The sequence below is a fragment of the Blastococcus sp. DSM 46786 genome, from assembly GCF_900109665.1.
Taxonomy (GTDB): domain Bacteria; phylum Actinomycetota; class Actinomycetes; order Mycobacteriales; family Geodermatophilaceae; genus Blastococcus; species Blastococcus carthaginiensis.
Window position 1 is genome coordinate 65656 of sequence record NZ_FOAO01000015.1, and the last position, 24732, is coordinate 90387.

Sequence of the window (24732 nt, forward strand, 5' to 3'; positions counted from 1 at the left end):
CCCGGATCCCCGGCGTGCTAACAACTGCAAGCGGATTGCTAGCAGTGAGCCTCGTCACCCGGTCGGGTGAACGACGCTCGGAAACGCATGCGGGCGCCGCCCCCCGGGAAGAGCGGCACCCGCGCGGACGGACCCGGTCAGCCGACGCGGGCCTGCAGCCGCTCCCCGGCCGGCGCGCGCCGCTGCTGGACGTCGAAGCGCAGCACCGGTTGGGTCATGTCGTCGGTGACCTCGTAGGGCGGACGCGGGGCGAGGCGGACCGGGCGGGGCGGCAGCGACGACGGCGGCATCGTCCTGCCGCAGCCGACGCAGAAGCGGCCTCGCTGGTGCACGGCTCCGCAGTGCGCGCAGTTCATGACGTCTCCTCGGGGTCGGTACCGGCACGGACAGGCGGACCCTCGCAGCCGGCACGCCCCGGCGTCAGCCCGATCTGACGGGTGGGACGAGCCGTTACCCGAAAGTCATGAACGGCCCGGTTCCGCAAAGTCCGGCCAGCGGCCGGCCGACCGCGCGACCGCCCCGCCCAGCTCGAGCGGCGGTTCGCCGGCTCCTGACGGTGTGCGCGGACGCGCAGTTCCCGGCCCAGAAATCGCGCATCCGTGCACACCGTCGGCGCCCTCGCCTGCTTTCAGCGGCCGGTCCAGCGCGGCGCCCGCTTCTCCAGCCGGGCCGCGATGCCCTCCTTGCGGTCCTCGCTGAGGTAGGGGTTGGGCCCGACGTCGAGCCGCAGCCCCTGCCAGAGCGGCAGCTCCAGGGCCTTGACCGCGGTCTCCTTCATCCGGCGGACCGAGATCGGGGCGTTGGCGGCGATCCGGTCGGCGAGCTCCAGGGCGGTGGGCAGCACCCGGTCGGGCTCGACCAGCCGGTTGACCAGACCCCAGCGCTGCGCCTCGGTGGCGTCGATCGGGTCGCCGGTGAAGAGCATCTCCAGCGCGATCCCGACCGGGATCCGCTTGGGCAGCACCACCGAGCCGAAGTTGGCCCCCATGCCGATCGCGGCCTCCGGCAGGGCGAAGCGCACCGCCGGCGAGGCGATCCGCAGGTCGCAGGCGAGCGCCAGCTCGAAGCCACCCGCCACTGCCGGGCCGTTGAGGGCGGCGAGCACCGGCACCGGCGTCTCGGTGACGACCTCGAACAGCGACCGCACGGGCCGGCTCATCGGCGGCCGGAACCGCTCGCCCCGCTCGTCCGCGGCGCGGATCTCCTTGAGGTCGAGACCGGCGCAGAAGGCCGGCCCCGTACCGGTGAGGACGACCGCGCGCACGCCGTCCTCGACCACCCGGAGGAGCTCCTCCACGAGGTCGGCCTGCACCTCGGTGGAGAGGGCGTTGCGCCGCTCGGGCCGGTCGAGGGTGAGCACGCGGACGTGCCCGCGCTCCTCGACCAGCAGCCCGGAGTCGTGCCGTCGCATGGCGTCCATGACGGGCAACCTCCCCCGCCGTGCCACCACTCGGCAACCCGGGTGTCGGCACCTCTCCGTCGGCGCTCTGCCTCTGAGTGCAGGAACACTCAGAGGCAGAGGATCCGCATGTCCCTGCCCACGGGCCGCGCGCCATCGGCAGGACCGCCCCGGACCGGAACCGTCGGCGGGCCCCGGATCAGTGATCCCCGGCAACGTTCGGGCTCTCCCGTCACATCCGCCCCTCCCGTCGGGGACCATGGGCGGACCAGTCCGTCCGACCCGGTAGACAGGTGACATGGAGAGCCCTGCCGACATCCAGCTCGGTGATGTCGTCGCGCCGCCGACGGTGGTCTCCATCGAGCTGACCTCCACCCCGGTGCTCAGCTACGCGCTGGCCCACAACCGCATCCCGGTCGTGTCGCGCCTGGCGCTCACCTCCGGGCACACGCTGCGCGGGGCGACCGTGCGGTTGGCGGTGCGCGACGCCGAGGGCCCCATCGCGCAGGCGGTGGAGCTGCTCGCCGACGTCGACGGCGGCCGCACCACCGTGCTCACCGGCATCGGGCTGGTCATGGACCCGGCGGCGATGCTGCACGTCGAGGAGCAGCGCCCCGGCGTGGTCGACGTCGAGCTGTGGCACGACGACGTGCTCGTCGGCGAGGCCACCGCGCCGGTGCAGGTGCTCGCCGCCAACCAGTGGCTGGCCAGCCCGCTCCCCCTGGCGCTGGAGATGCTCGCCGCCCACGTCATGCCCAACCACCCGGCGGTCACCGGGCTGGTCGCCGAGGCCGCCGGGCTGCTCGAGGAGCGGACCGGCAGCGGCGCCCTGGTCGGCTACGCGGCCACCGCCGAGCGGGTCGACGAGGTCGTCGCGGCGCTGGCCGAGGTCCTGCGCCGCCGCGGCGTGCGCCACTCCGAGCCGCCGCTGAGCTGGGCCGACCTCGGTCAGCAGGTGCGCTCGCCCGGCGACGTCCTCACCTGGCGCGTCGCCACGCCCCTGGACGCCGTCGTCCTCCTCGCCGCCGCGCTGGAGCAGGCCGGCATCCGGCCGCTGCTGTGGCTGGCCGAGGGCGCCGGCGGGGGCCGCGCCGGCGGGGCGCACGCCTTCCTCGGCTTCTGGCGGGAGGAGCGCAGCTCCGAGTCCGCCGCCACGACTGACGCCGCGCCGCTGGCCAACCTGGTCGACCTCGGCCTGATCGGCCTGGTCGAGACCACGCTCCTCACCGGCGGGGGCGAGCCCGTCGCCGACCTGCACACCCCGGCCCACGAGCGCTGGCTGGCCGGCGAGCTCGACCGCGTCCTCGGCGTCACCGACGTCCACCGCGCCCGGCGCGACGGCATCCTGCCGCTGCCGGCGCGCGCCCGTACGCCGGAGGGCCTGCTGCAGGTCGTCGAGTACCGGCCGGCCGAGCACGGCGCCCCCGCGCTCCCCGCCCCGCCCGCGAGCGCATCACCGCAGCGCCCCGAGGCCCCGCCCCGGGTGCAGCAGTGGAAGAACGCGCTGCTCGACCTGAGCCTGCGCAACCGGCTGATCAACTACACCGAGCGCGCCGGGCTGCCGCTGACCCTGCCCGCGACCGCGCTGCCGATCCTGGACAACTTCCTCCACGACGGCACCCCGATCACCCTCCTCCCCGGCGACCGGCTGGCCGCCGTCCAGACCGAGCGCGGTCTCACCGGCGCCGGGGAGCTGCCCGCCGAGCAGCTGACCGAGCTGCTCGTCGAGCGCCGCGAGGTGCACGCCGACGTCACCGAGGGCGGGTACCTGCCGCGGCTGCGCAACCTCGCCTACCGCGCGAAGACGGTGCAGGAGGAGACCGGCGCCAACAACCTGTACCTGGCGCTGGGCTCGCTGGTGTGGGAGCTGGACGGCCGGCCGCTGCGCTCGCCGCTGCTGCTGGTGCCCGTCGTGCTCGCGCCGGTGGGCCGCACCGGGTCCTACCGGTTGTCGCTGGACGAGTCCGGCGCGAGCACCCCGAACTACTGCCTGCTGGAGAAGCTGCGCCAGGTGCACGGCCTCGTGGTGCCCGCGCTCAGCGACACCGCCGAGAGCACCCCCGACCTGGAGCGCGCGCTGGAGGCGGTCCGGGTGGGGCTGGTCGGCCACGGCCTGCCCTACCGGGTCGAGGCGACCGCGGACCTCGCGATCCTGCAGTTCGCCAAGTACCGGCTGTGGAAGGACCTGGACGAGCACTGGGGCGACTTCGCCGGCAACCCGCTGGTGCACCACCTCGTGCACGAGCCGACCGAGCCCTTCCTCGACCCGGCCCGCGACTCCGGCGCCCACGTCGACCTCGACGACCTGGCCGCCCGTCTGCCGGTACCCGCCGACGCCTCGCAGCTGCGCGCCGTCGCCGAGGCCTCCGCCGGCCGGACGTTCGTGCTGGAGGGCCCGCCCGGCACCGGCAAGTCGCAGACGATCACCAACCTGCTCACCCGCGCGGTCGCCGACGGCAAGCGGGTCCTCTTCGTCGCCGAGAAGCGCGCCGCGCTCGACGTCGTGGCCCGGCGGCTGGACGCCGTGGGCATGGGCATGTTCGCCCTCGACCTGCACGACAAGGGGTCCCGCGCCTCGATGGTGCGGGCGCAGATCCGGCTGGCGCTGGAGCACGCCGTCGCCGTCGACGAGCAGGGGCTGGCCGCCGACGGGGAGCGGCTGCGCTCGGCCCGCCGCCAGCTGGCCCGCTACGCCGACCGGCTGCACGCCGAGAACGCCGCCGGCCTGTCGCTCTACACGGCGCGCACCGCTGAGCTGACCGCCGGCACCGACGTCCCGGCCCTCCCGGTGCCCAAGCCGTTCGTCGCGAACGCGCCGGCCGAGGTGCTCACCGCGGTCCGCCGGGCGCTGGCGCTGCTGCCCGACATCGCCGACCTCACCCGGCCCTCGCCGCGGCACCCGTGGGCGTTCGTCGACTCCCCGGAGATCGACCTGCCGGCGGCCCGCGAGGCGGCGGCGGAGGTGGACGCGGCCGTCCGGGAGGCCGCGGGCTTCCCCGAGCTCGGCGGCGTGCTGCGCCACGCCCGCACGCCCGAGGACCTCGACGCGCTGGTCCACCTGCTCTCGGGCCCCCCGGTGGGCCTCGACGTGCTCGACGAGACCTTCAGCGGCCGCTGGACGACGGCGACGGGCGCGGTGCTCGGCGAGGTGGCCGCGTTCACGGCCTTCCGGCACCCCGGTCTCGACGTCGCCGAACCGGAGGTGCTCGGGCTGCCGCTGGCCGAGGTCTACGTGCGCGCGCAGACGGCGGCGGCGTCGGGCTGGTGGGGCCGCCGCAAGCGGCTGATCGCCGTCCGCGAGGAGATCGCCGGCTGCCTGCGTCCCGGGGCCAAGGTGCGCCCCAAGGACGTCCCGCTGCTGGTGGAGAACCTGTGGCGGGTGCAGACGGCGGTCCAGGCGATCGCCGGCCGGGTCGACTCGGTCCCCGGGCTCTCCGTCCCCGGGGCCTGGAACCCGTTCACCGATCCGGGGCTGCTGGAGCGCGAGGTCGAGTGGCTGCGCCGGGCCGGCACCGCCGTCGACGGCTCCTCGGCCTTCCACGTGGCGCTGCGCAAGCTCATCGTCGCCGGCACGCCCGCCGCGCCGGCACCCGCCGCCGCCGTCGCCCGGCTGCGCGACGCCGTCGTCTCGCTGCTGGCCGTCTGCCGCAGCTCCTCGGACCAGCTGGCCGCCTGGGCCGGCGAGGACGGCCTGGTCCTCCGCTGGTCGATGACCCGCCCCGAGCGCGGCGTCGAGAACTCGGTGCTCATGTCGCTGCGCCGCTGGGTCTCCTTCCTCGACACCCTGGAGCCGCTGCGCTACGCCGGGCTCTTCGACGCCCGCACCATGCTGATCACCGGCGCGGTCGCCGCCGACGACGCGGTGCGCGCGCTGGACCGCGGCCTGGCGACGGCGTCGGTCGCCGAGCGGCTGGACGCCACCGGCCTGGACCTCTTCGACGTCGACGCCCACGAGGCGGCGATCGTCCGCTTCACCGACGCCTCGCGCGCGGTGCGCGCGCACCTGACCGAGGTGCTGCCGGCGTCGGTGCTCGCCGCCCGGCCCTTCGACGCCGCGATGGGCACCGGCCAGGTCGGCGCGCTGCAGCGGGAGCTGGCCAAGCAGCGCCGCGGGCTGGGCGTGCGCCAGCTGCTCGCGCAGTACGGCGAGCTGGTCACCGCCGTCATGCCGTGCGTGCTCGTGTCGCCGGACTCGGTGGCCCGCTTCTTCCCCGCGAAGGCCGGCCAGTTCGACCTGGTGGTCTTCGACGAGGCCTCGCAGATCCGGGTGGCCGACGCCATCGGTGCGCTGGGCCGGGCGAAGGCCGCCGTCGTCGTCGGTGACTCCAAGCAGATGCCGCCGACGTCGTTCCTCGAGCCGACGACCACCGCGAGCGACGACCCGATGGAGGTCGTGGAGACCGCGGTCGAGGACGAGGAGTCCATCCTCGGCGAGTGCGTGCAGGCACGGGTGCCGCGGCACTGGCTCTCCTGGCACTACCGCAGCCAGGACGAGTCGCTCATCGCCTTCTCCAACGCCCAGTACTACGACAGCCGGCTCTCCTCCTTCCCGGCGCCCACGCACGGGCGGGCCTCGGCCGAGGCCGACGGGCGCGGCGTCTCGCTGGTGCGGGTGCCCGGCACGTTCCACCGCTCCGGAGCGGGCCGGCTGCTGCGCACCAACCCGGTCGAGGCCAAGGCGATCGTCGCCGAGATCCGCCGCCGGTTCGACGCGGTGCCGCAGTGGGACGGCATCGACGCCGTCCCCTCGATCGGCGTGGTCACCTTCAACGCCCAGCAGCGGTCCTACATCGAGGCGCTGCTGCGCGACGCCGACGACGACCGGCTGGCCGCCGCGCTGGACCGCACCGACGGCGAGGGGCTGTTCGTCAAGAACCTGGAGAACGTGCAGGGCGACGAGCGCGACGTCATCTTCTTCTCCACCGGCTTCTCCCCCACCGCCGACGGCACGCTGCCGCTCAACTTCGGCCCGCTGAACCGGCAGGGCGGCGAGCGGCGGCTGAACGTCGCGATCACCCGGGCCCGGCGCCAGGTCGTCGTCTTCTCCTCCTTCGACCCCGCGCAGCTGCGGGCCGAGGAGACCTCCTCGGTGGGCATCAAGCACCTGCGGGCCTACCTCGACATGGCCGAGCAGGGCACCGACGTGCTGCCCCGCTCGCCGCGGTCGGCCGCCGTCGTCGACCGGCACCGCGAGCAGATCGCGACCGCGCTGCGCCAGCGCGGGCTGGTGGTCCGCACCGACGTCGGGCTCTCGGAGTTCCGCGTCGACCTCTCGGTGAGCCGGCCCGCCGACCCCGCGACGCCGGTCATGGCCGTGCTGCTGGACGGGCCGGCCTGGGCGCGCCGCGGCACGGTCGGTGACCGGGACGGCCTGCCGCCGGAGGTGCTCGGCGACATGCTGCGCTGGCCGGTCGTGCAGCGGGTGTGGCTGCCCGCGTGGCTGGCCGACCCGGCGTCCGTCGTCGACCGGCTGGTGGCCGCGCTCGACGCGGCCCCGGTGCCGAGCCGGCCGGCCGTGACGCCGGTGCCGCTGCCCACGGCCGCCGTCGAGTCGTTCAAGGGCGTGGCGGCGCTGCGCTCCTCGGTGACCTCGATGGCGGTGCCCGCGGTGACCGCCCGTCCGGCGCCGAAGCCGGCCGCGGCCGCGAAGCCCGCGGCCGCCCCCGCTCTGGAGGGCGAGACGCCGTTCGTGCCGTGGATCCCGAAGACCGCGGGTGAGAAGTCGGTGCTCGACGAGCTGCCGGTGTCCAAGGCCGCGCGGGCGGTGCGGCGGGTGCTGGTCGCCGGCATCAAGGCCGAGGGGCCCATCCACGTCGACCGGCTGGCCAAGCTGACCGTGGGCGCGTTCGGCCTCAACCGGGCCACCGAGGCCCGCAAGCAGGTGCTGCTCTCGCTGCTGCCGCCCTCGGCCGTCGACGGCGACCACCTGTGGCCCGAGGGGGTCGACCGGGCCACCTGGACCGGGTTCCGCCGGCAGGTGTCGAGCACCGACCGGCCGATCGAGCACGTGGCGCCGGAGGAGATCGCCAACGCGATGGCGGCGCTCTGCCGGGCCGCGGCCGGGATGCGGCGCGAGGAGCTGCTCACCGCGACCGCCACGGTGTTCGGCTACAAGCGGCGGGCCGCGTCGGTGACCCCGGTGCTGGAGAAGGCGCTGGCTGCCGCGCTGGACGCCGGCCGGCTCACCGAGTCCTCCGACGGCCTGCTCACGGGCTGACCGGTCGGCGCGGTCGGGACGCCGGAGCCGGTTCACAGCCGGGTCCGCGGCGAGGACAGTGGGGGTCGCGGCGATGCCGCAGGGGCGTCGCCTGATCCGAGAGGAGTGGGTGGCATGTACGCCCGGTCCACCACGATGAGCAACGTCCGCGACATGGACGACGGGATCGCCTACGTCCGGGACACCGTCATGCCGGCGGTGCAGGGGATGAGCGGCTGCGTCGGGCTGTCGATGGTCTGCGACCGCCCGGGCGCCCGGTGCATCGTCACCACCGCGTGGGCCGACGACAGCGCCATGCACGCCAGCGCGGAGAGCATCCGGGACATGCGGAACCACGCCGCGGAGATCTTCGGCGCGGTGGCCGAGGTGGACGAGTGGGAGATCGCGCTGCTGCACCGGCGCAGCGAGGCGCCCGAGGGTGCCTGCACCCGGGTCACCTGGACCCGTGGTGACCCGGCGGACACCGACCGCTCGGTCGATGCGGTCCGGACAGGGGTGCTGCCGCGCCTGGACGAGCTGCCGGGCTTCTGCAGCGTGAGCCTCCTGGTCGACCGGCGGACCGGGCTCGGCGCGCTCGCCGCCACGTACGCCAGCCGGCACGACATGGAGGCCTCGGCCGAGACGGTGCGCGGCATGCGCGAGCAGATCACCCGGGAGCTCGGCATGGAGATCACCGGCATGGCCGAGTTCGACCTGGTCCTGGCCCACCTGCGGGTACCCGAGACGGTGTGACCCCGGCGTCCGCTCGGTCCCGACCCGGCGGTGGGCAGCGCACCACCCCGGCATGCTCTCCCTCTGAGTGCACCGTGCACTCAGAGGCAGAGCTTCCGCGGGAGTCCCCGATCGGGGTGGGGACCTGGCCGGGCAGCAGCCCCCTGCGCCGCCCGGGTGGGCGGAACCGGAGCAGAGCACCGAACCGCCCCGACCCCAGCAGCCCTTTGCCCCGCCCGGGTGGGCAGAGCGCTACTACCCACAGGTGGTCACCATCCCCGGCGCCGCCGCGCGCACACCGGGCTCAGCGCAGGGTGACCGCGCCGGTCCGCACCGGGACCAGCTCCACCCAGGTCGTCCCGGGGGCGAGGAACACCGGGTTGCCGTCGGGGCCGGTCAGGGCCACCGGGTCCGCCGGTGAGCCCTTGGCCCAGGTGGCGGCGAGCGTCTTCCCGCCGGTCGCCACCAGCGCCTCTCCCCCGCCGACCATCACCGTCTCCGGCACCGGGTTGCCCGCCGGGTCGGTGGCGGAGGTGTTCACCACCTCCACCCGCAGCACCACGACGTTGGTGGCGCGCAGCGGCGTGCCGTCGGCCTCGACCGCGGGGGTCCCGGCCTCGGTTCGCACCCAGCGGCCCTCGGGCGGGCTCCACGTCCAGCTCGGCCGGCTGATGCCCGAGAGCTTCAGGTCCACCACGCCGGTGGGCGCCCCGGCGAGGACGGCGCTCGCCTGCGCACCGTCGGCCGCCAGCAGGAACTGGCCGGGCGGCGCGGCGAGGTGGGCGGGGTCGGCCTGCGCCAGCAGCGCGTGCGGATCGGCGTAGACGTCGTGCGGCGCCGACCGCCCGGCCAGCCGGTGGAAGCCCCCGGCGCCGCTGTCGCGGCTCACCACCTGGAGGCCTGCGGCGGCGATGGCGTCGACGTAGGGGCGTTGCCCGCCGGAGAACGCGAACACCCCGCGCAGCGGCGCGGCGATCGCCGGGTCCATCGGCCGCACCGAGCGCACCGGCCCGATCTCCGCCGGCACCGTGGAGTGGTAGACGGCGACGTAGCGGGGGATACCGCCCTCGACGACCTGCTCCCACACCATGTCGGCCGCGTTCAGGCCGGTCTGCGGGCGGGCGTCGACCGAGTTCTCGATCTTCACCGCGAGGGCGGGCCGCTCCGCGTACGCGCCGGCGCTGTCCACCCCGGTCAGCGGCCACAGCACCGGCGGGGGCGGGGGCGGCGGAGGCGGCGGGGCCGGCGTCGTCGTCGTCGGTGCGGCGGCCGGGGCCGCGGGCCCCGCGCAGGCGGTGAGCGCGACCGAGGCGAGCAGCACGGCCGCCAGCCGGCGGCCCCGGCGGCGGGGAGCACGGAAGGCGGTCGGCGGCACTGGCGGCTCCCCGGTCGACGGTCCGACCGCCGGACGCCGGTCGTCCGCGAGAGGCTAGGGCGCGGGCGCCGGCTCCCCTGCCGCGCCGCACCGCCGCCGGCCGGATCGTGTCGCGGCCGTGACCCGGCTCAGGTGCGCGCCAGGGCCAGCAGCGTCACGTCGTCGGTGCGCGGCGGGTCCAGGGCGGTGAGCACCGCGTCGAGCAGCGCCTGCGGTGCCACCGGGCCGCCGGCGACGGCGGCGCGCAGCTCGTCCAGCCCGGTGCTCAGCCCACCGGGCCCGCGCTCGACGAGCCCGTCGCTCACCAGCAGCAGGCGGTCGTCGCCGGCCAGGGTCAGCCGCGTCTCCCGGTAACCGGCGGCGTCCAGCAGGCCGAGCGCGGGACCCCGCCCCTCGTGCAGGTACCGGCGCCGCCGCCGGTGGCGTGCAGCACCGGCAGGTGCCCGGCGTTGGCGATGACCACCTCACCGGTCGCCGGGTCGAGCTCGGCGACGACGGCGGTGGCGAGCTTCCCGGGCAGCAGCGCGCCGATGACCTGGTTGAGCCCGTCGAGCGCAGCGGCCGGGCCGGCCGCCCGCAGCAGGTGGGCGCGCAGCGCGTGCCGGAGCTGGGCGGTGATCGCCGCGGCGGCCAGCCCGTGCCCGGCGACGTCGCCCAGCACGACCGACACCCGGCCCCCGGGCAGCGGCACCAGGTCGTACCAGTCACCGCCGACGACGTCGTCCTCGCTGGGCAGGTACCGCGCGGCCAGGTCGACGCCGGGCACCTTCGGCAGCTGCTCCAGCAGGAGCGTGCGCTGCAGCGCGGTGGCCAGCCGGTTGTCCTCCGTCGCCCGGTTCGCGGCGGTCGCGGTGAGCAGGGCGGCCAGGCCGCAGGCCGCCGCCACCTCGTGGTCGAGCCACGGCTGCGACCGTTCCCGCACCGTCTCGCTCCAGGCGTCGAACGACCGGCGCGGGCTCAGCCGCGGCCCGGCGTCGGTCTGCGCGGTCTTGGACGTGTGCGGGTTGCCGCCCCACGTGATCTCGCGCAGCGTCTCCGGCCGGAACCAGGCCAGGTAGTCACCGCGGCCACCGGCCACCTCGGCGACCAGCACGCCGCTGGCGGTGGCGGCGAGGTCGGCCGCCGCCGGGACGACCCGGCCCACCGCGTCGGTGGCGCGGACCCCGGCCGCCAGCAGGTCGTGCACCAGCGGGCCGATCCGCTCGGCCGGGGGCGTCGTCCCGAGGAGGTGCAGCTGGCCGCCGAGCCGCACGGCGGCGCCCGCGGCAGGCAGCAGGTCCAGCGCGGTGACCTCGCCGTCGGCGAGGGCCGCGGCGAGGCCCCGCGGGGTGCGGCCGATGACCGCGGCCAGCTCGGCCTGGCGCTGCGCCACCTGCACGACGCCGCCCTGCTCGCCGGCGTCCACCTTCGTCGGCAGCAGCAGCGAGGCGGGGCGGCCGAGGAACTCCGCGGCGGTGCGGTCGGTGTAGGAGGGCCGGTGCGGACCGGCGTAGTGGTGGCAGGCGATGAGGCCCCACAGCTTCCCCCGGTCGACCAGCGAGACCGACATCGAGGCCCCCACCCCCATGTTGGCCAGGTACTCCAGGTGCACCGGCGAGACGCTGCGGAGCATGGCGCCGGAGAGGTCGAGGGTGCGCCCGCCGACCGTCGGGGGCTCCAGCGGCACCGGCCGGTACGTCGCGTCGGGGATCAGCCGCATCCAGTTGGTCGCGTACAGCGCCCGCGCCTGGGCGGGGATGTCGCTGGCCGGGAACCAGAGGCCGAGCAAGGGTTCGAGGTCCGCGCGGCGGTCCTCGGCGATGACCTCGCCGTTCCACTCCGCGTCGAAGCGGTACACCATGACCCGGTCGAAGCCGGTCAGCGCGCGCACGTCGCGGGCGAGCACGCCGGACAGCTCGTCGAGCGTGGCGCCGGCCGACAGCCGCTGCAGCACCGTGGGCAGCCGGCGGTGCCAGGCGCTGCCGGCCTCCTCCGCGCCCCGGACCGGCTCCACTCGGTGACCAGCAGGCCGTCGGCCCGGTGCACCACGAGGTCGACGTCCTCCCTGCCCACGCGCACCCGCAGCGGGTTCAGCTCGGCGAGGTCACCGGCGAGCCCCGCCCGCAGGCGCTCGGCGTCGGCCGGGTCGAGCAGCTCGTCGAGGGCGCGACCGGCGACCGGGCCGCCGAACAGGTCCGCGGCGCCGGCGGAGGCGACGACCACCGCGAGATCGGGCTCGCTGACCGCCAGCAGCGCGCCGTGCGGCTGCACCGCACCGGGGACGGCGATCGGCTCGTCGGCGCAGCGGGCCAGCGCCTCCTCGTCGCCGGTGGGCGCCTGGCCGGCCGCGGAGCTCGTCACCGCGGCGACGTCACGTGGCGTCGCGGTTGACGGCGGGGCTGGGCACCTCGCCGACGGAGTTCACGATCGGCACCACCGCGCCGAGGTCGAGCAGGTCGATCGGCAGCCGGACGGGACGGTTGCCCCGCGGGGCCACCACGTGCAGCTCCGCGCCTGCGGCGGCGGCCTTGCGGGCGATGGCGATGAGGGTGCGGGAACCCGAGGAGTCGAGGAAGACCGTCGGCGTCAGGTCCACCACGATGCCCGCGTAACCGCTGCTCAGCAGGGCCTCGGCGGCCTCCGTCAGCTGCGGGGCCGTCGCGAGGTCCAGCTCACCCGTACGGTGAGGGCCGGACGCCCGGCGACCGTCGCACGTTCCACGTCGAAGAGCACCGTTCACCTCCCTCAGCGCGTCGTCCCGGACGTCCGAGGGCAGGCCACCGCGCAGGAGGAGGCTGGACGGCCATGAACATCGACTTCAGCGTGCGCCTGCCGACCGACGCGCACAGCGTGCCGCTGGTGCGCGGTCTGCTGCGGCAGGCGCTGGAGCACCTGACCGTCCCGCAGGCGGTCGTCGACGAGATCGTCCTGGCGCTGACCGAGGCCTGCGCGAACGTCGTCGACCACGCCGCCGACCACGAGGCCTACCAGGTCGACGTCGCGATCGACGACGAGACGTGCCGGATCAGCGTGGTGGACGACGGTGCCGGGTTCGACCCCGCGACCGCCGCGGACGCCCCCACCTCCCCCCTGGACGACCGCGGGCGCGGGCTGGTGCTCATGCGGGCGCTGGTCGACCAGCTGCAGTTCGTGCGGGACGACGACGGCCGGCACCGGGTGACCTTCGAGAAGCGGCTGGTCACCCAGCCGCACCTGCGGCTGCTCGACCCGCGCTGACCGGTCAGCCGCGGACCGGGATGCGGTGGGGGGCCACGAGCTCGGCCAGTGCCTGCCCCCACCGGCGGGCACGGTCCTCCTCGCCGTCGACCAACGGTCCGGCGACGTCGGCGACCAGGAAGTGCTCGGCGGGCGCGGCCAGGGTGGCGCCCAGCCGGCGAAGCAGCTTCTCCTCCGTCCGCGCCGCGTGGTCCAGCGCGGTGAGCAGCACCGGGTGGTCCGTGCGGGTGTCGAAGGCCGCCGCCTGGATGCCGCGCGGCAGGCGGACGGCATCCAGCCACTCGTGCAGGCCGAAGGTGATGTCGGGGACCCCCGCCGCGTGGTCCCGGACCGCGCCCTCGCGGGTGGCCGGGCGCGGCATGCCGAACGCGTGCGTCGGCACGCCGACCACGAGCAGCCGCACGTCGGCGGGCAGCAGCATCGGGGCCTCGCGCGCGCAGGCGACGTCGACCTCCAGCCGGCTGCACAACCCGTGGGCCACGGCCATCGCGACCCGTCTCGCATCGCCGAACACCGATTCGTAGACGACCAGGGCTCCGGCCACCGACCTCACCGCCTCGCGCGCCGCCTCCAAGGGGGGCGACGACCGTAGGCCCGCGCGCGACCCCGTGGGGCACATCACGCACCGAACCGTGACCTCCCGCTCCGGCTCGGGGGCGTGTCGTCGACGATGGGCGGTGTGAGCGGTACTCCTCGCGACGACGCGTCGCCCGACGACTTCTCCCCCGCGGTGCGGGAGGCGGGACGCCGGCTCGCCGGGGTGGCCGCGCAGACCCCGCTGCAGCGCAACGCCCGCCTCTCGGGGCTCACCGGCGCCGACGTGTGGCTCAAGCGCGAGGACCTGCAGGTGGGCCGCTCCTACAAGATCCGCGGCGCCTACAACACCATCGCCGGGCTGGACGGCGCCGCGCGCGCGGCCGGGGTGGTGTGCGCCAGCGCCGGGAACCACGGGCAGGGGGTGGCCTACGCCTGCCGGGCCCTGCAGGTGCGCGGGCGGGTCTACGTGCCCGGGACGACGCCGCGGCAGAAGCGCGAGCGGATCGCAGCGCTGGGCGGCGACATGGTGACCCTCGTCGTCGTCGGCGACTCCTACGACGAGGCCGCCGCCGCGGCCGCGGCCGACTCCGCCACGACCGGGGCGACGCTGGTGCCGGCGTTCGACGCGCTGAGCACGGTGACCGGGCAGGCGACGGTGGCGGTGGAGGTGCTCGAGCAGCTCGGGTGCGCACCCGACGTCGTCGTCCTGCCGGTCGGCGGGGGCGGGCTGCTGGCCGGGTGCGGCACGTGGCTGCGCCGGCACTCCCCCGGCACCCGGCTGGTCGGGGTGGAGCCGGCGGGCGCGGCGGGCATGGCGGCGGCGCTGGCCGCCGGCGAGCCGGTGGAGCTGCCGGAGATCGACACGTTCGTCGACGGCGCGGCCGTGCGGCGGGTCGGCGCGGTGACCCTCCCCCTGGTGCGCGACTCCGGCGCCGAGCTGCTGACCGTGCCCGAGGGGCAGATCTGCACCGAGATGCTCGACCTCTACCAGGCCGACGGGATCATCGCCGAGCCCGCGGGTGCGCTCTCCCCGGCGGCGGTCAGCGGCGGGCTGGTCGAGGTGGAGCCGGGGCAGACCGTCGTCTGCCTGCTCTCCGGCGGCAACAACGACGTCAGCCGGTACGCCGAGGTGATCGAGCGGTCGCTGGTGCACCGCGGGCTCAAGCACTACTTCCTGGTGGAGTTCCCGCAGGAGCCCGGCGCGCTGCGCCGCTTCCTCGACGAGGTGCTCGGCCCCGACGACGACATCGTGCTGTTCGAGTACGTGAAGCGGGACAACCGGGAGACCGGCGCGGCGCTCACCGGCATCGAGCTGGGCAGCGCCGACGGGCTGCCCGCGCTGCTGGCGCGGTGCGAGGCCAGCCCGCTGCGCATCCAGCTCGTGGCCCCGGGGACGACGGCCTACCGCTTCCTCGTCTGAGCCACGGGGCCGCTGCCGACGGGCGGGTCAAGCCGGCCCGCCGGACGTCGAGCCGCGTCACGGCGCGGCTGGACGTCCGGTGGAGCGGCTCGACCCCCGCGGAACGGCGTGCACTCAGGCGGTCATGAAGCCGCTCTCGTAGGCGGCGATGACCGCCTGGGTGCGGTCCCGGGCGCGCAGCTTGAGCAGCACGCTGCTGACGTGGGTCTTCACCGTCTCGCGGGACAGGAACAGCTCGGTGGCGATCTCCGCGTTGGACAGCCCGCCGGCCACCAGCCGCAGGACGTCGGCCTCCCGCCCGGTCAGCTCGGGCAGCGCGGCGTCCCCCCGGGCACGGGACGGCGCGTGCGAGGCGATCAGCCGCCGGGTGAGATCGGGCAGCACCAGCGAGGTGCCGCGCGCCACCACCCGGATCGCGTCGACGAGCTCGTCGGGGTCGGCGCGCTTGAGCGCGAACCCGCTGGCCCCGGCCTGCAGCGAGCGGAACAGGTAGTCGTCGTCCTCGAAGGTCGTCAGCACCAGCACGCGCGGGCGCTGCGGATCGCGCGCGACCAGCTCGCGGGTGGCGGCGATGCCGTCCATGTCGGGCATCCGCACGTCCATGAGCACGACGTCGGGATCGGTGCGCGCCGCCACGTCCAGCGCCTCCCGCCCGGTGCCGGCGTCGCCCACGACGGTGAGGTCGGGTTCGCTCTCGAGGATCACCCGCAGACCCGAGCGGACGAGCACGTCGTCGTCGACCAGCAGCAGCCGCAGTGTCATGCCGCCCCCGCCAACGGCAGCGTGGCGCACAGCTCGAAGCCGCCGGTGGGGGTCGGCTCGGCGCGCAGCGTGCCCCCGGCCGCCGCGGCGCGCTCGCGCAGGCCGGCCAGCCCCCGGCCGCCCCCCGGCCCCGGCCGGCTGTCCAGCTGCGAGGCCCGCTCGTTGACCACCCGGACGTCGAGGGTGTCGCCGCTGCGCACCACCTGCGCGACGGTCAGCGGGCAGCCGGCGTGCCGCAGCACGTTCGTCGTCCCCTCCTGCACCACCCGGTAGGCGAGCTCCTGCACGCCCGGCGGCACGTCGTCGACCTCGCCGTCGATCACGAGGGCCACCGGCAGGCCGCCGTCGCGCAGCCCGGCGAGCAGGTCGTCGAGGTCGGCCAGGGACGGCGCGGCGAACGCAGGGCCCTCGGACGGGCCGTCCCCGTCACGCAGCACGGTGAGCACCCGGTCGAGCTCGGCGAGCGCGGCCCGGGTGTTGGTCTCGATGTGGCCGAGCGCCTGGCGGGCGAAGTCGGGCTGCACCGGGCGGCCGTCGGCGGGGGTGAGCGTGCGGCGGGCGGCGGTGGCCTGCAGCAGGCTGGCGGTCAGCGAGTGCCCGATGGTGTCGTGCAGATCGCGGGCCAGCTTGTTGCGGTCGGCGAGGCGGCGGCTGCTCTGCTGGAGCGCGGCGATCTGCTGCTCGGCCCCGGCGCCGAGCAGGCGCGGTGCGACCGAGGCGGCCAGCCGGACGACCAGGTCCAGCACCACGAGGGTGACGACGACGTCGAGGGCGGCGAGCGCCAGCAGCGGCAGCGCGTTGACCAGGTTCCAGCCAACCTCGTCGAGGAGCCCGACGAGGACGGCGGTGCCGAAGAATGAGGTGGCGATCGTGGCCACCCCCAGGAGCACCCGCACCCCCACCCAGCCGAGCGCCCGCCAGGTACCCGCGGAGAGGACCAGCCGGCGCAGCGGGGTCAGGACGCCCGGCAGCCGGCGCACCCGCTCGCCGTCGGGGATGTCGACGGCCAGCAGCGTCCGGGCCAGTCGTCGGTCCAGGCCGGCGAACCCGCGGACGCTGGCCAGCACGAGCAGGATCAGCAGCACCCCGATGCCGTAGACCACCGCGACCACGGCGCCCACCAGGGCGGCGTAGATCGCCAGGCACAGCGCGCCGATCGGCACGGCCGCCAGCGCGTAGAGGACCCGCCCCGGCCAACCGGGGCCGGCCGCGGTGGCGACCACCGCGCGCAGCCGGGCGGCGATCTCGGCGGCGGTGCGCGGGAAGGTCGAGGGAGGCACGGCCCGATCCTCGCCGACCGGCGCGCCCGGCGGTTCCCCCGCGCGGGCGCTCCGGTCCTCCCCCGCGCGGGGGACCCAGGTCGGCGCCGTGGGGTGATCCGCGCGGTCCCTCTCGCGGGACAGGCTGCCGGTCATGACCAGATCCTTCTCCAGGAGCCCGGCGTGATCGAGGTGCGCGGGCTGACCAAGACCTACGGTGCCGTCCGCGCCGTCGACGACCTCACCTTCGACGTCCGCCCCGGTGCGGTGACCGGCTTCCTCGGCCCGAACGGCGCGGGCAAGTCCACCACGATGCGCATGGTCCTCGGCCTCGACCGGCCGACCTCGGGCTCGGCGCTCGTCGGCGGACGGCCGTTCCCCCGGCTCGGCGAGCCCCTGCGGGCGGCCGGCGCGCTGCTCGACGCCCAGGCGGTGCACCCGGGCCGCAGCGGCCGCGACCACCTGCGGGTGGCCGCCCGGACGCAGGGCCTCCCCCTGCGCCGGGTCGACGAGGTGATCGAGCAGGTGGGGCTCGGCCCCGCGGCCAGGCGGCGGGTGAAGGGCTACTCGCTGGGCATGCGGCAGCGGCTCGGCATCGCCGGTGCGCTGCTCGGCGACCCCGCCGTCCTGCTGTTCGACGAGCCGATGAACGGGCTGGACCTCGACGGGGTGCGGTGGGTCCGCCGGCTGGTGCGGGACCTGGCCGGCGAGGGCCGCACCGTGCTGCTGTCGAGCCACCTGATGAGCGAGATGGAGCAGACCGCCGACCACCTGGTCATCATCGGCCGCGGGCGGTTGATCGCCGACGCCCCGATCGCCGAGGTGATGCGCGGCGGCCACGCGCGCCGCCGGGTGCGGGTGCGGACGCCCGCCACCGACGACCTGGCCGGCGCGCTGCTGCGCCGGCGGCTGGGGGTGCACCCCACCGACGACGGCGACCTGCTGGTCGAGGGGGCCACGGCCGAGACCGTCGGCGACGTCGCGCTCGAGGTGGGCGCCGCGGTGCACGGGCTGGCCGAGGAGCACTCCTCGCTCGAGCAGGTGTACCTGGACCTCACCGGTGACAGCGTCCAGTACCGCGTCGGCGACGCCCCCGAGCTGGTGCAGCGGTGACCGCCACGACCGCCCGCGTCGGCGACCCCGGCACCCCGACCGTCCTCGCCCGGGCCGCGGGCGCCGAGTGGCTGCGGCTGCGCACCGTGCGGACGTCGTGGTGGTGCCTGCTCGCGGCCACCGTGACCGTCGTCGGCATCGGCGTCGTCATGGCGTTCGACGCCGAGAACGTCACCGCCACCGGCGAGCTGCCACCGGCGCCGGCGGCCGGGGAGTTCGGCATCATGCTCGGCCAGTTCGCGCTGCTCGTGCTCGTGCTGCTCGCGGTCACCCAGGAGTACGCCAGCGGGGCGATCACGCCGACGCTGCAGTGGACGCCGCGCCGCGGGGTGCTGCTGGCCGCGCGGCTCGGCGTGCCGGTCGCGGCCGCCACCGCGGCGGGCGTGCTGCTCGCGCTCGTCGCCGACATCGCCGCCTGGTTCATCGCGGATCTGCCGTTCTCGCCGGGCGAGGTGGCCGGCAGCCTCGGCCGGATCGCCGCCGTCCTCGCGGCGGGCGGGGTGCTGGCGGTCGGTGTCGGCCTGCTCCTGCGCAGCACCGCCGGCGCCCTGGCGACGGTCTTCCTGCTGCAGCTCGTCCTGCCGTTCCTGCTGCCCGCGTTCGGCGTGGAGTGGATGGCCGACCTGGGCGAGCTGCTCCCTGGCACCGGGGCGATCTGGACGCTGCTCGGCGAGCCGGACATGACCGCGCTGCAGGCGGGTGCCCTGCTGGTCGGCTGGGCGGCCGCGGCCCTGGCCGCCGGCGGCTGGTCGCTGCTGCGCCGGGACGCCGGGTGACCGTCGTGAGCGCCGGGCTCGACCGGGGGCGCCCGCCGGGCCGCACGGGTGCGGACCGGCGGGCGCCCCGCCGGGCGTGGCGGCGCCGGCTGGCCACCGCTCCGCCGCTCGAGCAGGCGTACCGGGTGGGCGGCCGTGCTGGCGCTGGGCGCGGTCCTGCTGGGCCTGGCGGTCGTCGGCGTCCCCGGGTGGCTGTGACGCCGCACCGGGTGGGGTCGGCCGGCCCAGCGGCTCTCCCGGCCGGGTGCGACGAACTCGTGGCCCTCACCCGCTGATCGCCACGAGCTCGTCACACTCGGCGGGCGCTGCCGGTCATGAGGGCTCGATCACCCGGACCGGGTTCCCCGCCATCCAGGCCGCGACGTCCTCCACCGACTCGCGGTAGAAGACCTCGTAGGTGCCGCGGGTGACGTAGCCCAGGTGCGGGGTGAGCACCGCCCGGCGCAGCTCGCGGAGCGGGTGGTCCCGCGGCAGCGGCTCGGCGTCGTAGACGTCGAGGCCGGCGCCGGCGATCGCTCCGCGGCGCAGCACGTCGACCAGCGCGGCCTCGTCGACGATCGGGCCGCGGCTGGTGTTCACCAGCACCGCGGTGTGCTTCATCAGCGCGAGGTCGTCGGCGCCGATCAGCCCGCGGGTGCGCTTGGACAGCAGCAGGTGCACGGTGACGACGTCGGAGGTCGCGAACAGCTCGTCGCGCTCGACCCGGCGCACCCCGACCTCGGCGGCGCGCTCGTCGGTGAGGTTCTGGCTCCACGCGACGACGTCCATGCCGAACGCCTGCCCGACGCGGGCCACCTGCGCACCGATCCGGCCGAGGCCGATGACGCCCAGCCGGGCACCGTGCAGGTCGCCGCCGATCGTGGTCTGCCACCCACCGGCGCGCATCGACGCGTCCTCCTGCGGCAGGTGGCGGAGGCTCGCCAGCGCCAGCGCCCAGGTGAGTTCCACGGTCGAGGTGGCCGAGGAGGCGGTGCCGCAGACGGTGATGCCCAGGTCGGCGGCGGCGGCGACGTCGATCGACTTGTTGCGCATGCCGGTGGTGACCAGCAGCCGCAGGTCGGGCAGCCGCTCGAGCACGGCGCGGTCGAACCGGCTGCGCTCCCGCATGGCCAGGACGACGTCGAAGCCGCGCAGCCGGGCGACGAGCGCGTCCGGGCCCGCGGCGGTGTCGTGGAACTCGACGACCTCCACGGGCCCGGGCAGCAGCGACCAGTCGCAGTACTCGGCGGCGGCGGACTGGTAGTCGTCCAGGACGGCGATGCGGTGCACGTCCGAAGGTCTACCGGATGCTCAGCCCTGCGGCCCGGTGGCGTCGGCCATGCCGCCCGGCTCGTCGCCGTCGGCCGGCCTGCGGGTGACGTCGTCGGACATCTCGCCCTGCGCCGCCCGCGGCGACTGCTCCGGCGCCGCGCCGACCTCGTCGTGCTCCGGGGTCTCCCCCGGCAGCCCCTGCTCGGCGGACCGGTCGTTCGTGCCGCCGTAGGGGCGGCCGGTCATGGATCCCTCGGTCATCGCTGCTCCTCCCCGGAGGCGCCCGCGCGGGTCAGCGCGGCGTGGTGCCGCTGGTGCCGCTGGTGCCGCTGCCCTTCCCCTTGTTGGAGAAGCTGGAGATCGCGTCCTTGATCTTCTTCTGGTTGTGCGGCTTGCGGGCCTCGTCCACGACCTTCTTGGCCATGCCGCCCTTGGCGAGCTTGCTCAGGATTCCCATGCGGGAGTGGGTGCCCGATCCGGTGCCGTCCATGCATCAGCGGCCGGAGCTGTCACGGCAGCCTCATGGGGTGCCGGGCGCGTCCTCGTCCTCGGCGTCGGCACCCGCGCCGGGGTCGCGGGCGAGCAGGTAGGTGGCCACGCCGAGGACGACCCCGGCGACCGCGGACAGGACGACGATCGCCGGCGTGCCGATGTCGCCGAGGACGGCGGTCAGCAGGTCGCGCGAGCGGGAGGTCGGGTCGGCGAGGACCACCCCCACGAAGACGGCGACCAGCACCCCGGACCCGGCGGCGGCGACGTGCGCGAGCCGCCCGCTGAAGCCCATCCGGTCGCTGACGCTGCGGGCCGCCTTGACGATGCGGCCGGCGCGCAGGATGCGCAGCGCGCCGACGGTGCGCACCAGCCGGAGGATCTGCACCGGGCCGAGGGCGAAGACGACGGCGACGACCACCGCGGCGGTGAGCGCGATCAGCCCGAGGTGGCCGCGGACCCAGGCGCGCTTGTTCTCGGCGACGACGAGCAGGATGACGGTCTCGGCGACGAGGACCAGGCCGCTGACCAGGTCGACGACGTGCCCGGCGGTGCCCAGCGTGCCCTCGGCGACGGTGAGGAACATCGCCGGGATCGAGGCCAGCGCGGCCACCAGGACCGGCAGGGCGAGGCGTTCCTGCCATCGCTCCTCGCGGGTCCTCACCGGGGTCCCGTGGGCGGACCCCGCAACGGGAGCGACCCCCGACCGCGAGGCGGCTGCCTCGGGATCGGGGGTCGCTCCGCGGCTCTGCACGGTGCGGGGCGGGGTCAGCGGACGGCGCCGCGACCCTTGCCGCCGCCGCCGCCACCGCTCTTCTTCTGGAAGTCCGCGATGAACTTCTTGATCTTCGCCTGGTTCTCCGGCTTCTTGGCCTCCTGGAAGACCTTGGCCGCCACCCCGGACGCGATCAGCTTCCGCATCATTCCCATGTCGTGCCTCCTCGTCGTCGCACCGGCTGCCGCCGGCGCGCAGTGCTCGTCGTCCTCCGTGCCCCGCCGCGCAGTTCGCCAACCACACGACCGGGCGGTTCACCAGGTGTCGACGTGCGGGCGCACCCGCCCCGCCGGCCGCGGCATGGCCGCCACCTCGCGGGTCAGCGTAGCGATCCAGCGGCGCGTGTCGGCCGGGTCGATCACGTCGTCGATCTCCCAGTGCGCGGCGACGTTGAGCCCGCGGCCCTTCTCGTAGGCGGCGGTGACCGCGGCGTCGTAGGCCGCCGCCCGCTCGGCGTCGTCCTCGATGGCCGCGAGCTCCCGGCGCATGCCGAGGCGCACCGCGCCCTCCAGGCCCATCGGCCCGAATTCGCTGGTGGGCCAGCCGACGGTGAACCGCGGCACCTTGGTGCTGCCGCCGGCCATGGCCTGCGCGCCGAGCCCGTAGGCCTTGCGGACGACGACCGTGCCGATCGGCACCGACAGGTTGGCGCCGATGACGAACAGCCGGGAGAAGTGGCGCACCGTCGCCGTCTTCTCCGACTCGGGGCCGACCATGAAGCCGGGGGTGTCGCAGAGCGAGAGCACCGGCAGGCCGTGGGCGTCGCAGAGCTGCAGGAAGCGGGCGGCCTTGTCGGCGGCGTCGGCGTCGATCGCACCGCCGAGGTGGGTGGGCACGTTGGCGATCACGCCGAGCGGCGCGCCCTCCACCCGGGCCAGGGCGGTGACCATGCCGGCACCCCAGCCGTCGCGGAGCTCGAGCACGCTGCCCTCGTCCGCGAGCGCGTGCAGGACGGCACGCACGTCGTACACCCGCTTGCGGTTCTCCGGCACCAGGTGGCGCAGCAGCCGCTGGTCCGGTGCGGTCCAGTCGGCGACCGGTCCCTGGAAGTAGGAGAGGTACTGCCGGGCCACGGCGACGGCGGCCGCGTCGTCGGCGACCCGGATGTCGACGACCCCGTTGGCGTGCTGCACGTCGATCGGCCCGATCTCCTCGGGGGCGACGACGCCGAGCCCGCCGCCCTCGATCATCGCCGGGCCACCCATGCCGATGTTCGCGTCCTCGGTGGCGATGACGACGTCGCAGGTGCCCAGCAGGGCGGCGTTGCCGGCGAAGCAGCGGCCGCTGGCGATGCCGACGGTGGGCACCAGGCCCGAGAGCCGGCCGAAGAGGTGGAAGGCGGCGGTGTCGAGCGCGGAGACGACGGGGTGGTCGACGTCGCCGGGCCGCCCGCCCCCACCCTCGGCGAAGAGGACGACGGGCAGCCTTCTTGCCTCCGCCAGCTCGAACAGCCGGTCCTTCTTCAGGTGCCCGCGCATGCCCTGGGTGCCGGCGAGCACGGTGTAGTCGTAGGAGACGACGACGGCCGGGTCGCCGTTGATGTCGGCCAGCCCGCCGACGACGCCGTCGGCCGGGGTCCGCTCCTGCAGCTCCTCGCGGCTGCGGCGGCGCTCCTGCGCGGCGAACACCAGCGGCCCGTACTCCAGGAAGCTGCCCTCGTCGACGAGGTCGGCCAGGTTCTCCCGCGCGGTGCGCCGGCCCTGCGCGTGCCTCTTGGCGACCGCGTCGGTGCGGTGCTCGTCGAGGCCGATCTCGTGGCGGCGGCGCACCTCGGCGAGATCGGGGCGGTCGGCGTCGGGGTCGATCGCGGCGATGCCGGCCGCGGCGTCGCCTCCGGCGTGCGCGACGTCGGCCAGCAGCTGGCCCTGCCGCACGGTCTCGCCGACCCGCACCGCGATGCGCCGCACGGTGCCGCCGGCGGGCAGCGCGACGACGTGCTCCATCTTCATCGCCTCGAGGACGACGACCGCTGCCCCGGGATCGAGCGTCGCGCCCTCCGCCGCCTCGATCGCGACGACGGTGCCGGGCACCGGTGCGCGCAGCCCCTCCCCTGCTTGCGCCGCGGGCGCCTCGCTGCCCACGAGCTCGTCGAGGTGGTCCTCGACGAAGGTGGTCGTGGCCTCGGCGACGCCGGGGTGCGCGAGCAGGGCGCGGAGGAACGCGGTGCTGGTCGGGACGCCGTCGACGCGGACCTCGCCGAGCGCCCGGTGCAGATGACGCAGGGCGTCGGCGAGCGAGCCGGCGCGCTCGTGCACGACCACCTTGGCCAGCAGCGGGTCGTAGCGGGGGCTCTGCTCGGCGCCCGGGCGGGCGGCGGTGTCGACGCGCACGCCCGGGCCGCCGGGCAGCGCGAGGGTGGTGATCGTGCCGGCCGAGGGGATGGCGCCGTCGGCGGTGACCGTCTCGGCGACGACGCGCGCCTGGACGGCGGTGCCGACCGGCCGCGGGGCACCGTCGGCCAGCTCGAGCTCGGCGAGCGTGGCCCCCGCGGCGACCCGCAGCTGCAGCCGCACGAGGTCCAGCCCGAGCGTCTCCTCTGTGACGGTGTGCTCGACCTGCAGGCGCGGGTTGCACTCGAGGAAGACGAACCGGGCGGGGTCGTCGGCGGGGACGAGGAACTCCACGGTCGCCAGGCCGCGGAAGGTGCTGCCGACGACGGCGCGCGCCGCCCCGGCCAGCGCTGCGCGGACGCTGTCGGGTAGCCGCGGTGCGGGGGCGATCTCCACGACCTTCTGCCGGTTGCGCTGCAGCGAGCAGTCGCGGTCCCCGAGCGCGACGACGCTGCCCCGGCCGTCGCCGAGCAGCTGCACCTCGATGTGGCGGGCCCGCTCGACCAGCTCCTCGGCGAGCACCTCGCCGCTGCCGAAGGCGACGTGCGCCTCGCGCTGCACCGCCTCGAGGCTCGCGGCGACGTCCTCGCCCTGGCGGAGCACACGGGTGGCCCGCCCTCCGCCGCCGAATCGGGCCTTGAGCATGACCGCGCCGACGTGGTCGAGGAGTCCCGCGACCGCGGCGGCGTCCCCGTCGGCCGCGCGCGGGACGGGCACGCCGGCCTCGGCGGCGCGGGTGCGGGTCAGTGCCTTGTCGCCCAGGACGGCCAGGTCCTCGGCGGCCGGCCCGACGATGGCGAGGCCGGCCGCCGCGCAGGCACGGGTCAGGTCGGGGGTCTCGGAGAGGAAGCCGTAGCCGGGGTGGACGAGGTCGCAGCCGGTGGCGAGCGCGGCCTGCACGATCGCGGCGGCGTCGAGGTAGGCGGCCGGCCCGCTGCCGGGGAGGACGTGCGCCTCGTCGGCGGCGGCGAGGTGCGGGGCGTCGGGCTCGTCGACGGCGGTGACCGCGACCGAGGTCCAGCCCTCGGCAGCAGCGGCGCGAGCGATGCGGACGGCGATCTCGCCCCGGTTGGCGATCAGCAGACGGGCCACCCGGCGATGC

At 75.9% G+C, this 24732-nt stretch carries 22 protein-coding genes; 6 read left to right on the forward strand and 16 right to left on the reverse strand.

What is annotated here, in order from left to right:
- Positions 1-137: 137 nt before the first annotated feature.
- Together BMW62_RS14700 and BMW62_RS14705 are read right to left on the reverse strand one after the other, a co-directional pair.
- A complete protein-coding gene (locus tag BMW62_RS14700) occupies positions 138-356 on the reverse strand; it encodes a hypothetical protein (protein ID WP_091931910.1) in 219 nt (72 codons plus the stop codon).
- 272 nt (positions 357-628) lie between these two features.
- On the reverse strand, positions 629-1420 hold the full coding sequence (locus BMW62_RS14705) for an enoyl-CoA hydratase/isomerase family protein (RefSeq protein WP_091931913.1): 792 nt from the start codon (positions 1418-1420) through the stop codon (positions 629-631).
- Between the two features lie 277 nt (positions 1421-1697).
- Here BMW62_RS14705 and BMW62_RS14710 point away from each other — a divergent pair, with 277 nt between their 5' ends.
- The gene (locus BMW62_RS14710) at positions 1698-7616 is read left to right on the forward strand and encodes a DUF4011 domain-containing protein (RefSeq protein ID WP_091931915.1); all 5919 of its coding nucleotides are present in this window, start codon (positions 1698-1700) and stop codon (positions 7614-7616) included.
- A gap of 114 nt (positions 7617-7730) precedes the next feature.
- Positions 7731-8348, forward strand: a complete 618-nt coding sequence (locus BMW62_RS14715) for a hypothetical protein (RefSeq protein ID WP_091931918.1) — start codon at positions 7731-7733, stop codon at positions 8346-8348.
- 283 nt (positions 8349-8631) lie between these two features.
- Here the strand turns inward: BMW62_RS14715 and BMW62_RS14720 are convergent, their stop codons facing one another.
- From BMW62_RS14720 to BMW62_RS14740, 5 genes are all read right to left on the reverse strand, one after another.
- Positions 8632-9702: a DUF3048 domain-containing protein gene (locus BMW62_RS14720; protein ID WP_244524060.1), complete on the reverse strand. Its 1071-nt coding sequence runs from the start codon at positions 9700-9702 to the stop codon at positions 8632-8634.
- Positions 9703-9830: 128 nt separating this feature from the next.
- A complete protein-coding gene (locus BMW62_RS14725) occupies positions 9831-10103 on the reverse strand; it encodes a SpoIIE family protein phosphatase (protein ID WP_091931923.1) in 273 nt (90 codons plus the stop codon).
- The gene (locus BMW62_RS14730) at positions 10037-11635 is read right to left on the reverse strand and encodes a GAF domain-containing SpoIIE family protein phosphatase (protein WP_170852384.1); all 1599 of its coding nucleotides are present in this window, start codon (positions 11633-11635) and stop codon (positions 10037-10039) included. Before BMW62_RS14730 ends, BMW62_RS14725 begins: the two co-directional genes overlap by 67 nt.
- Positions 11560-12042 carry a hypothetical protein gene (locus tag BMW62_RS14735; protein WP_091931928.1) on the reverse strand — a complete coding sequence of 161 codons (483 nt, stop codon included), beginning with the start codon at positions 12040-12042 and terminating at the stop codon, positions 11560-11562. The genes BMW62_RS14730 and BMW62_RS14735 overlap by 76 nt, the downstream gene beginning before the upstream one ends.
- A 10-nt stretch (positions 12043-12052) precedes the next feature.
- The gene (locus BMW62_RS14740) at positions 12053-12421 is read right to left on the reverse strand and encodes an STAS domain-containing protein (RefSeq protein WP_170852385.1); all 369 of its coding nucleotides are present in this window, start codon (positions 12419-12421) and stop codon (positions 12053-12055) included.
- A 65-nt stretch (positions 12422-12486) separates the two neighbouring features.
- Here BMW62_RS14740 and BMW62_RS14745 point away from each other — a divergent pair, with 65 nt between their 5' ends.
- A complete protein-coding gene (locus tag BMW62_RS14745; RefSeq protein WP_091931933.1) occupies positions 12487-12918 on the forward strand; it encodes an ATP-binding protein in 432 nt (143 codons plus the stop codon).
- Between the two features lie 4 nt (positions 12919-12922).
- On the opposite strand, the gene BMW62_RS14750 is transcribed toward BMW62_RS14745, so the two are convergent.
- The gene (locus BMW62_RS14750; RefSeq protein ID WP_211435134.1) at positions 12923-13462 is read right to left on the reverse strand and encodes a hypothetical protein; all 540 of its coding nucleotides are present in this window, start codon (positions 13460-13462) and stop codon (positions 12923-12925) included.
- A gap of 135 nt (positions 13463-13597) precedes the next feature.
- Between BMW62_RS14750 and ilvA the strand changes: the two genes are divergently transcribed.
- Positions 13598-14875: a threonine ammonia-lyase IlvA gene (gene ilvA, locus BMW62_RS14755; protein ID WP_211435135.1), complete on the forward strand. Its 1278-nt coding sequence runs from the start codon at positions 13598-13600 to the stop codon at positions 14873-14875.
- A 114-nt stretch (positions 14876-14989) separates the two neighbouring features.
- Here ilvA and BMW62_RS14760 read toward each other — a convergent pair whose 3' ends face one another.
- The gene (locus BMW62_RS14760; protein WP_091932067.1) at positions 14990-15637 is read right to left on the reverse strand and encodes a response regulator; all 648 of its coding nucleotides are present in this window, start codon (positions 15635-15637) and stop codon (positions 14990-14992) included.
- Positions 15634-16917 carry a sensor histidine kinase gene (locus BMW62_RS14765; protein ID WP_170852386.1) on the reverse strand — a complete coding sequence of 428 codons (1284 nt, stop codon included), beginning with the start codon at positions 16915-16917 and terminating at the stop codon, positions 15634-15636. The genes BMW62_RS14760 and BMW62_RS14765 overlap by 4 nt, the downstream gene beginning before the upstream one ends.
- 162 nt (positions 16918-17079) lie before the next feature.
- Between BMW62_RS14765 and BMW62_RS14770 the strand changes: the two genes are divergently transcribed.
- On the forward strand, positions 17080-18009 hold the full coding sequence (locus BMW62_RS14770) for an ABC transporter ATP-binding protein (protein ID WP_091931941.1): 930 nt from the start codon (positions 17080-17082) through the stop codon (positions 18007-18009).
- Positions 18006-18785 carry a hypothetical protein gene (locus BMW62_RS14775; RefSeq protein ID WP_091931944.1) on the forward strand — a complete coding sequence of 260 codons (780 nt, stop codon included), beginning with the start codon at positions 18006-18008 and terminating at the stop codon, positions 18783-18785. Before BMW62_RS14770 ends, BMW62_RS14775 begins: the two co-directional genes overlap by 4 nt.
- A 312-nt stretch (positions 18786-19097) precedes the next feature.
- Here the strand turns inward: BMW62_RS14775 and BMW62_RS14780 are convergent, their stop codons facing one another.
- The 6 genes from BMW62_RS14780 to BMW62_RS14800 form a co-directional block, all read right to left on the reverse strand.
- Complete coding sequence (locus BMW62_RS14780) at positions 19098-20054, reverse strand: D-2-hydroxyacid dehydrogenase family protein (RefSeq protein WP_091931947.1); 957 nt, start codon at positions 20052-20054, stop codon at positions 19098-19100.
- Positions 20055-20075: 21 nt separating this feature from the next.
- Positions 20076-20297, reverse strand: coding sequence for a hypothetical protein (locus tag BMW62_RS14785; protein WP_091931950.1), 222 nt, complete (start codon positions 20295-20297; stop codon positions 20076-20078).
- A gap of 31 nt (positions 20298-20328) precedes the next feature.
- Positions 20329-20493 carry a hypothetical protein gene (locus BMW62_RS22690; protein WP_170852387.1) on the reverse strand — a complete coding sequence of 55 codons (165 nt, stop codon included), beginning with the start codon at positions 20491-20493 and terminating at the stop codon, positions 20329-20331.
- Between the two features lie 63 nt (positions 20494-20556).
- Positions 20557-21189 carry a hypothetical protein gene (locus BMW62_RS14795; protein ID WP_091931957.1) on the reverse strand — a complete coding sequence of 211 codons (633 nt, stop codon included), beginning with the start codon at positions 21187-21189 and terminating at the stop codon, positions 20557-20559.
- Between the two features lie 104 nt (positions 21190-21293).
- On the reverse strand, positions 21294-21455 hold the full coding sequence (locus BMW62_RS22695; protein ID WP_170852388.1) for a hypothetical protein: 162 nt from the start codon (positions 21453-21455) through the stop codon (positions 21294-21296).
- A 99-nt stretch (positions 21456-21554) separates the two neighbouring features.
- Positions 21555-24722 carry an acetyl-CoA carboxylase family protein gene (locus tag BMW62_RS14800; protein ID WP_091931960.1) on the reverse strand — a complete coding sequence of 1056 codons (3168 nt, stop codon included), beginning with the start codon at positions 24720-24722 and terminating at the stop codon, positions 21555-21557.
- Positions 24723-24732 lie beyond the last annotated feature (10 nt).

Excerpts from the sequence above, each read along its gene's own strand:
- BMW62_RS14700 (WP_091931910.1), bottom strand. The coding sequence starts at position 356 with ATGAACTGCGCGCACTGCGGAGCCGTGCACCAGCGAGGCCGCTTCTGC.
- BMW62_RS14705 (WP_091931913.1), bottom strand. The coding sequence starts at position 1,420 with ATGGACGCCATGCGACGGCACGACTCCGGGCTGCTGGTCGAGGAGCGC.
- BMW62_RS14710 (WP_091931915.1), top strand. The coding sequence starts at position 1,698 with ATGGAGAGCCCTGCCGACATCCAGCTCGGTGATGTCGTCGCGCCGCCG.
- BMW62_RS14715 (WP_091931918.1), top strand. The coding sequence starts at position 7,731 with ATGTACGCCCGGTCCACCACGATGAGCAACGTCCGCGACATGGACGAC.
- BMW62_RS14745 (WP_091931933.1), top strand. The coding sequence starts at position 12,487 with ATGAACATCGACTTCAGCGTGCGCCTGCCGACCGACGCGCACAGCGTG.
- BMW62_RS14760 (WP_091932067.1), bottom strand. The coding sequence starts at position 15,637 with ATGACACTGCGGCTGCTGCTGGTCGACGACGACGTGCTCGTCCGCTCG.
- BMW62_RS14785 (WP_091931950.1), bottom strand. The coding sequence starts at position 20,297 with ATGACCGAGGGATCCATGACCGGCCGCCCCTACGGCGGCACGAACGAC.
- BMW62_RS22690 (WP_170852387.1), bottom strand. The coding sequence starts at position 20,493 with ATGGGAATCCTGAGCAAGCTCGCCAAGGGCGGCATGGCCAAGAAGGTC.
- BMW62_RS22695 (WP_170852388.1), bottom strand. The coding sequence starts at position 21,455 with ATGGGAATGATGCGGAAGCTGATCGCGTCCGGGGTGGCGGCCAAGGTC.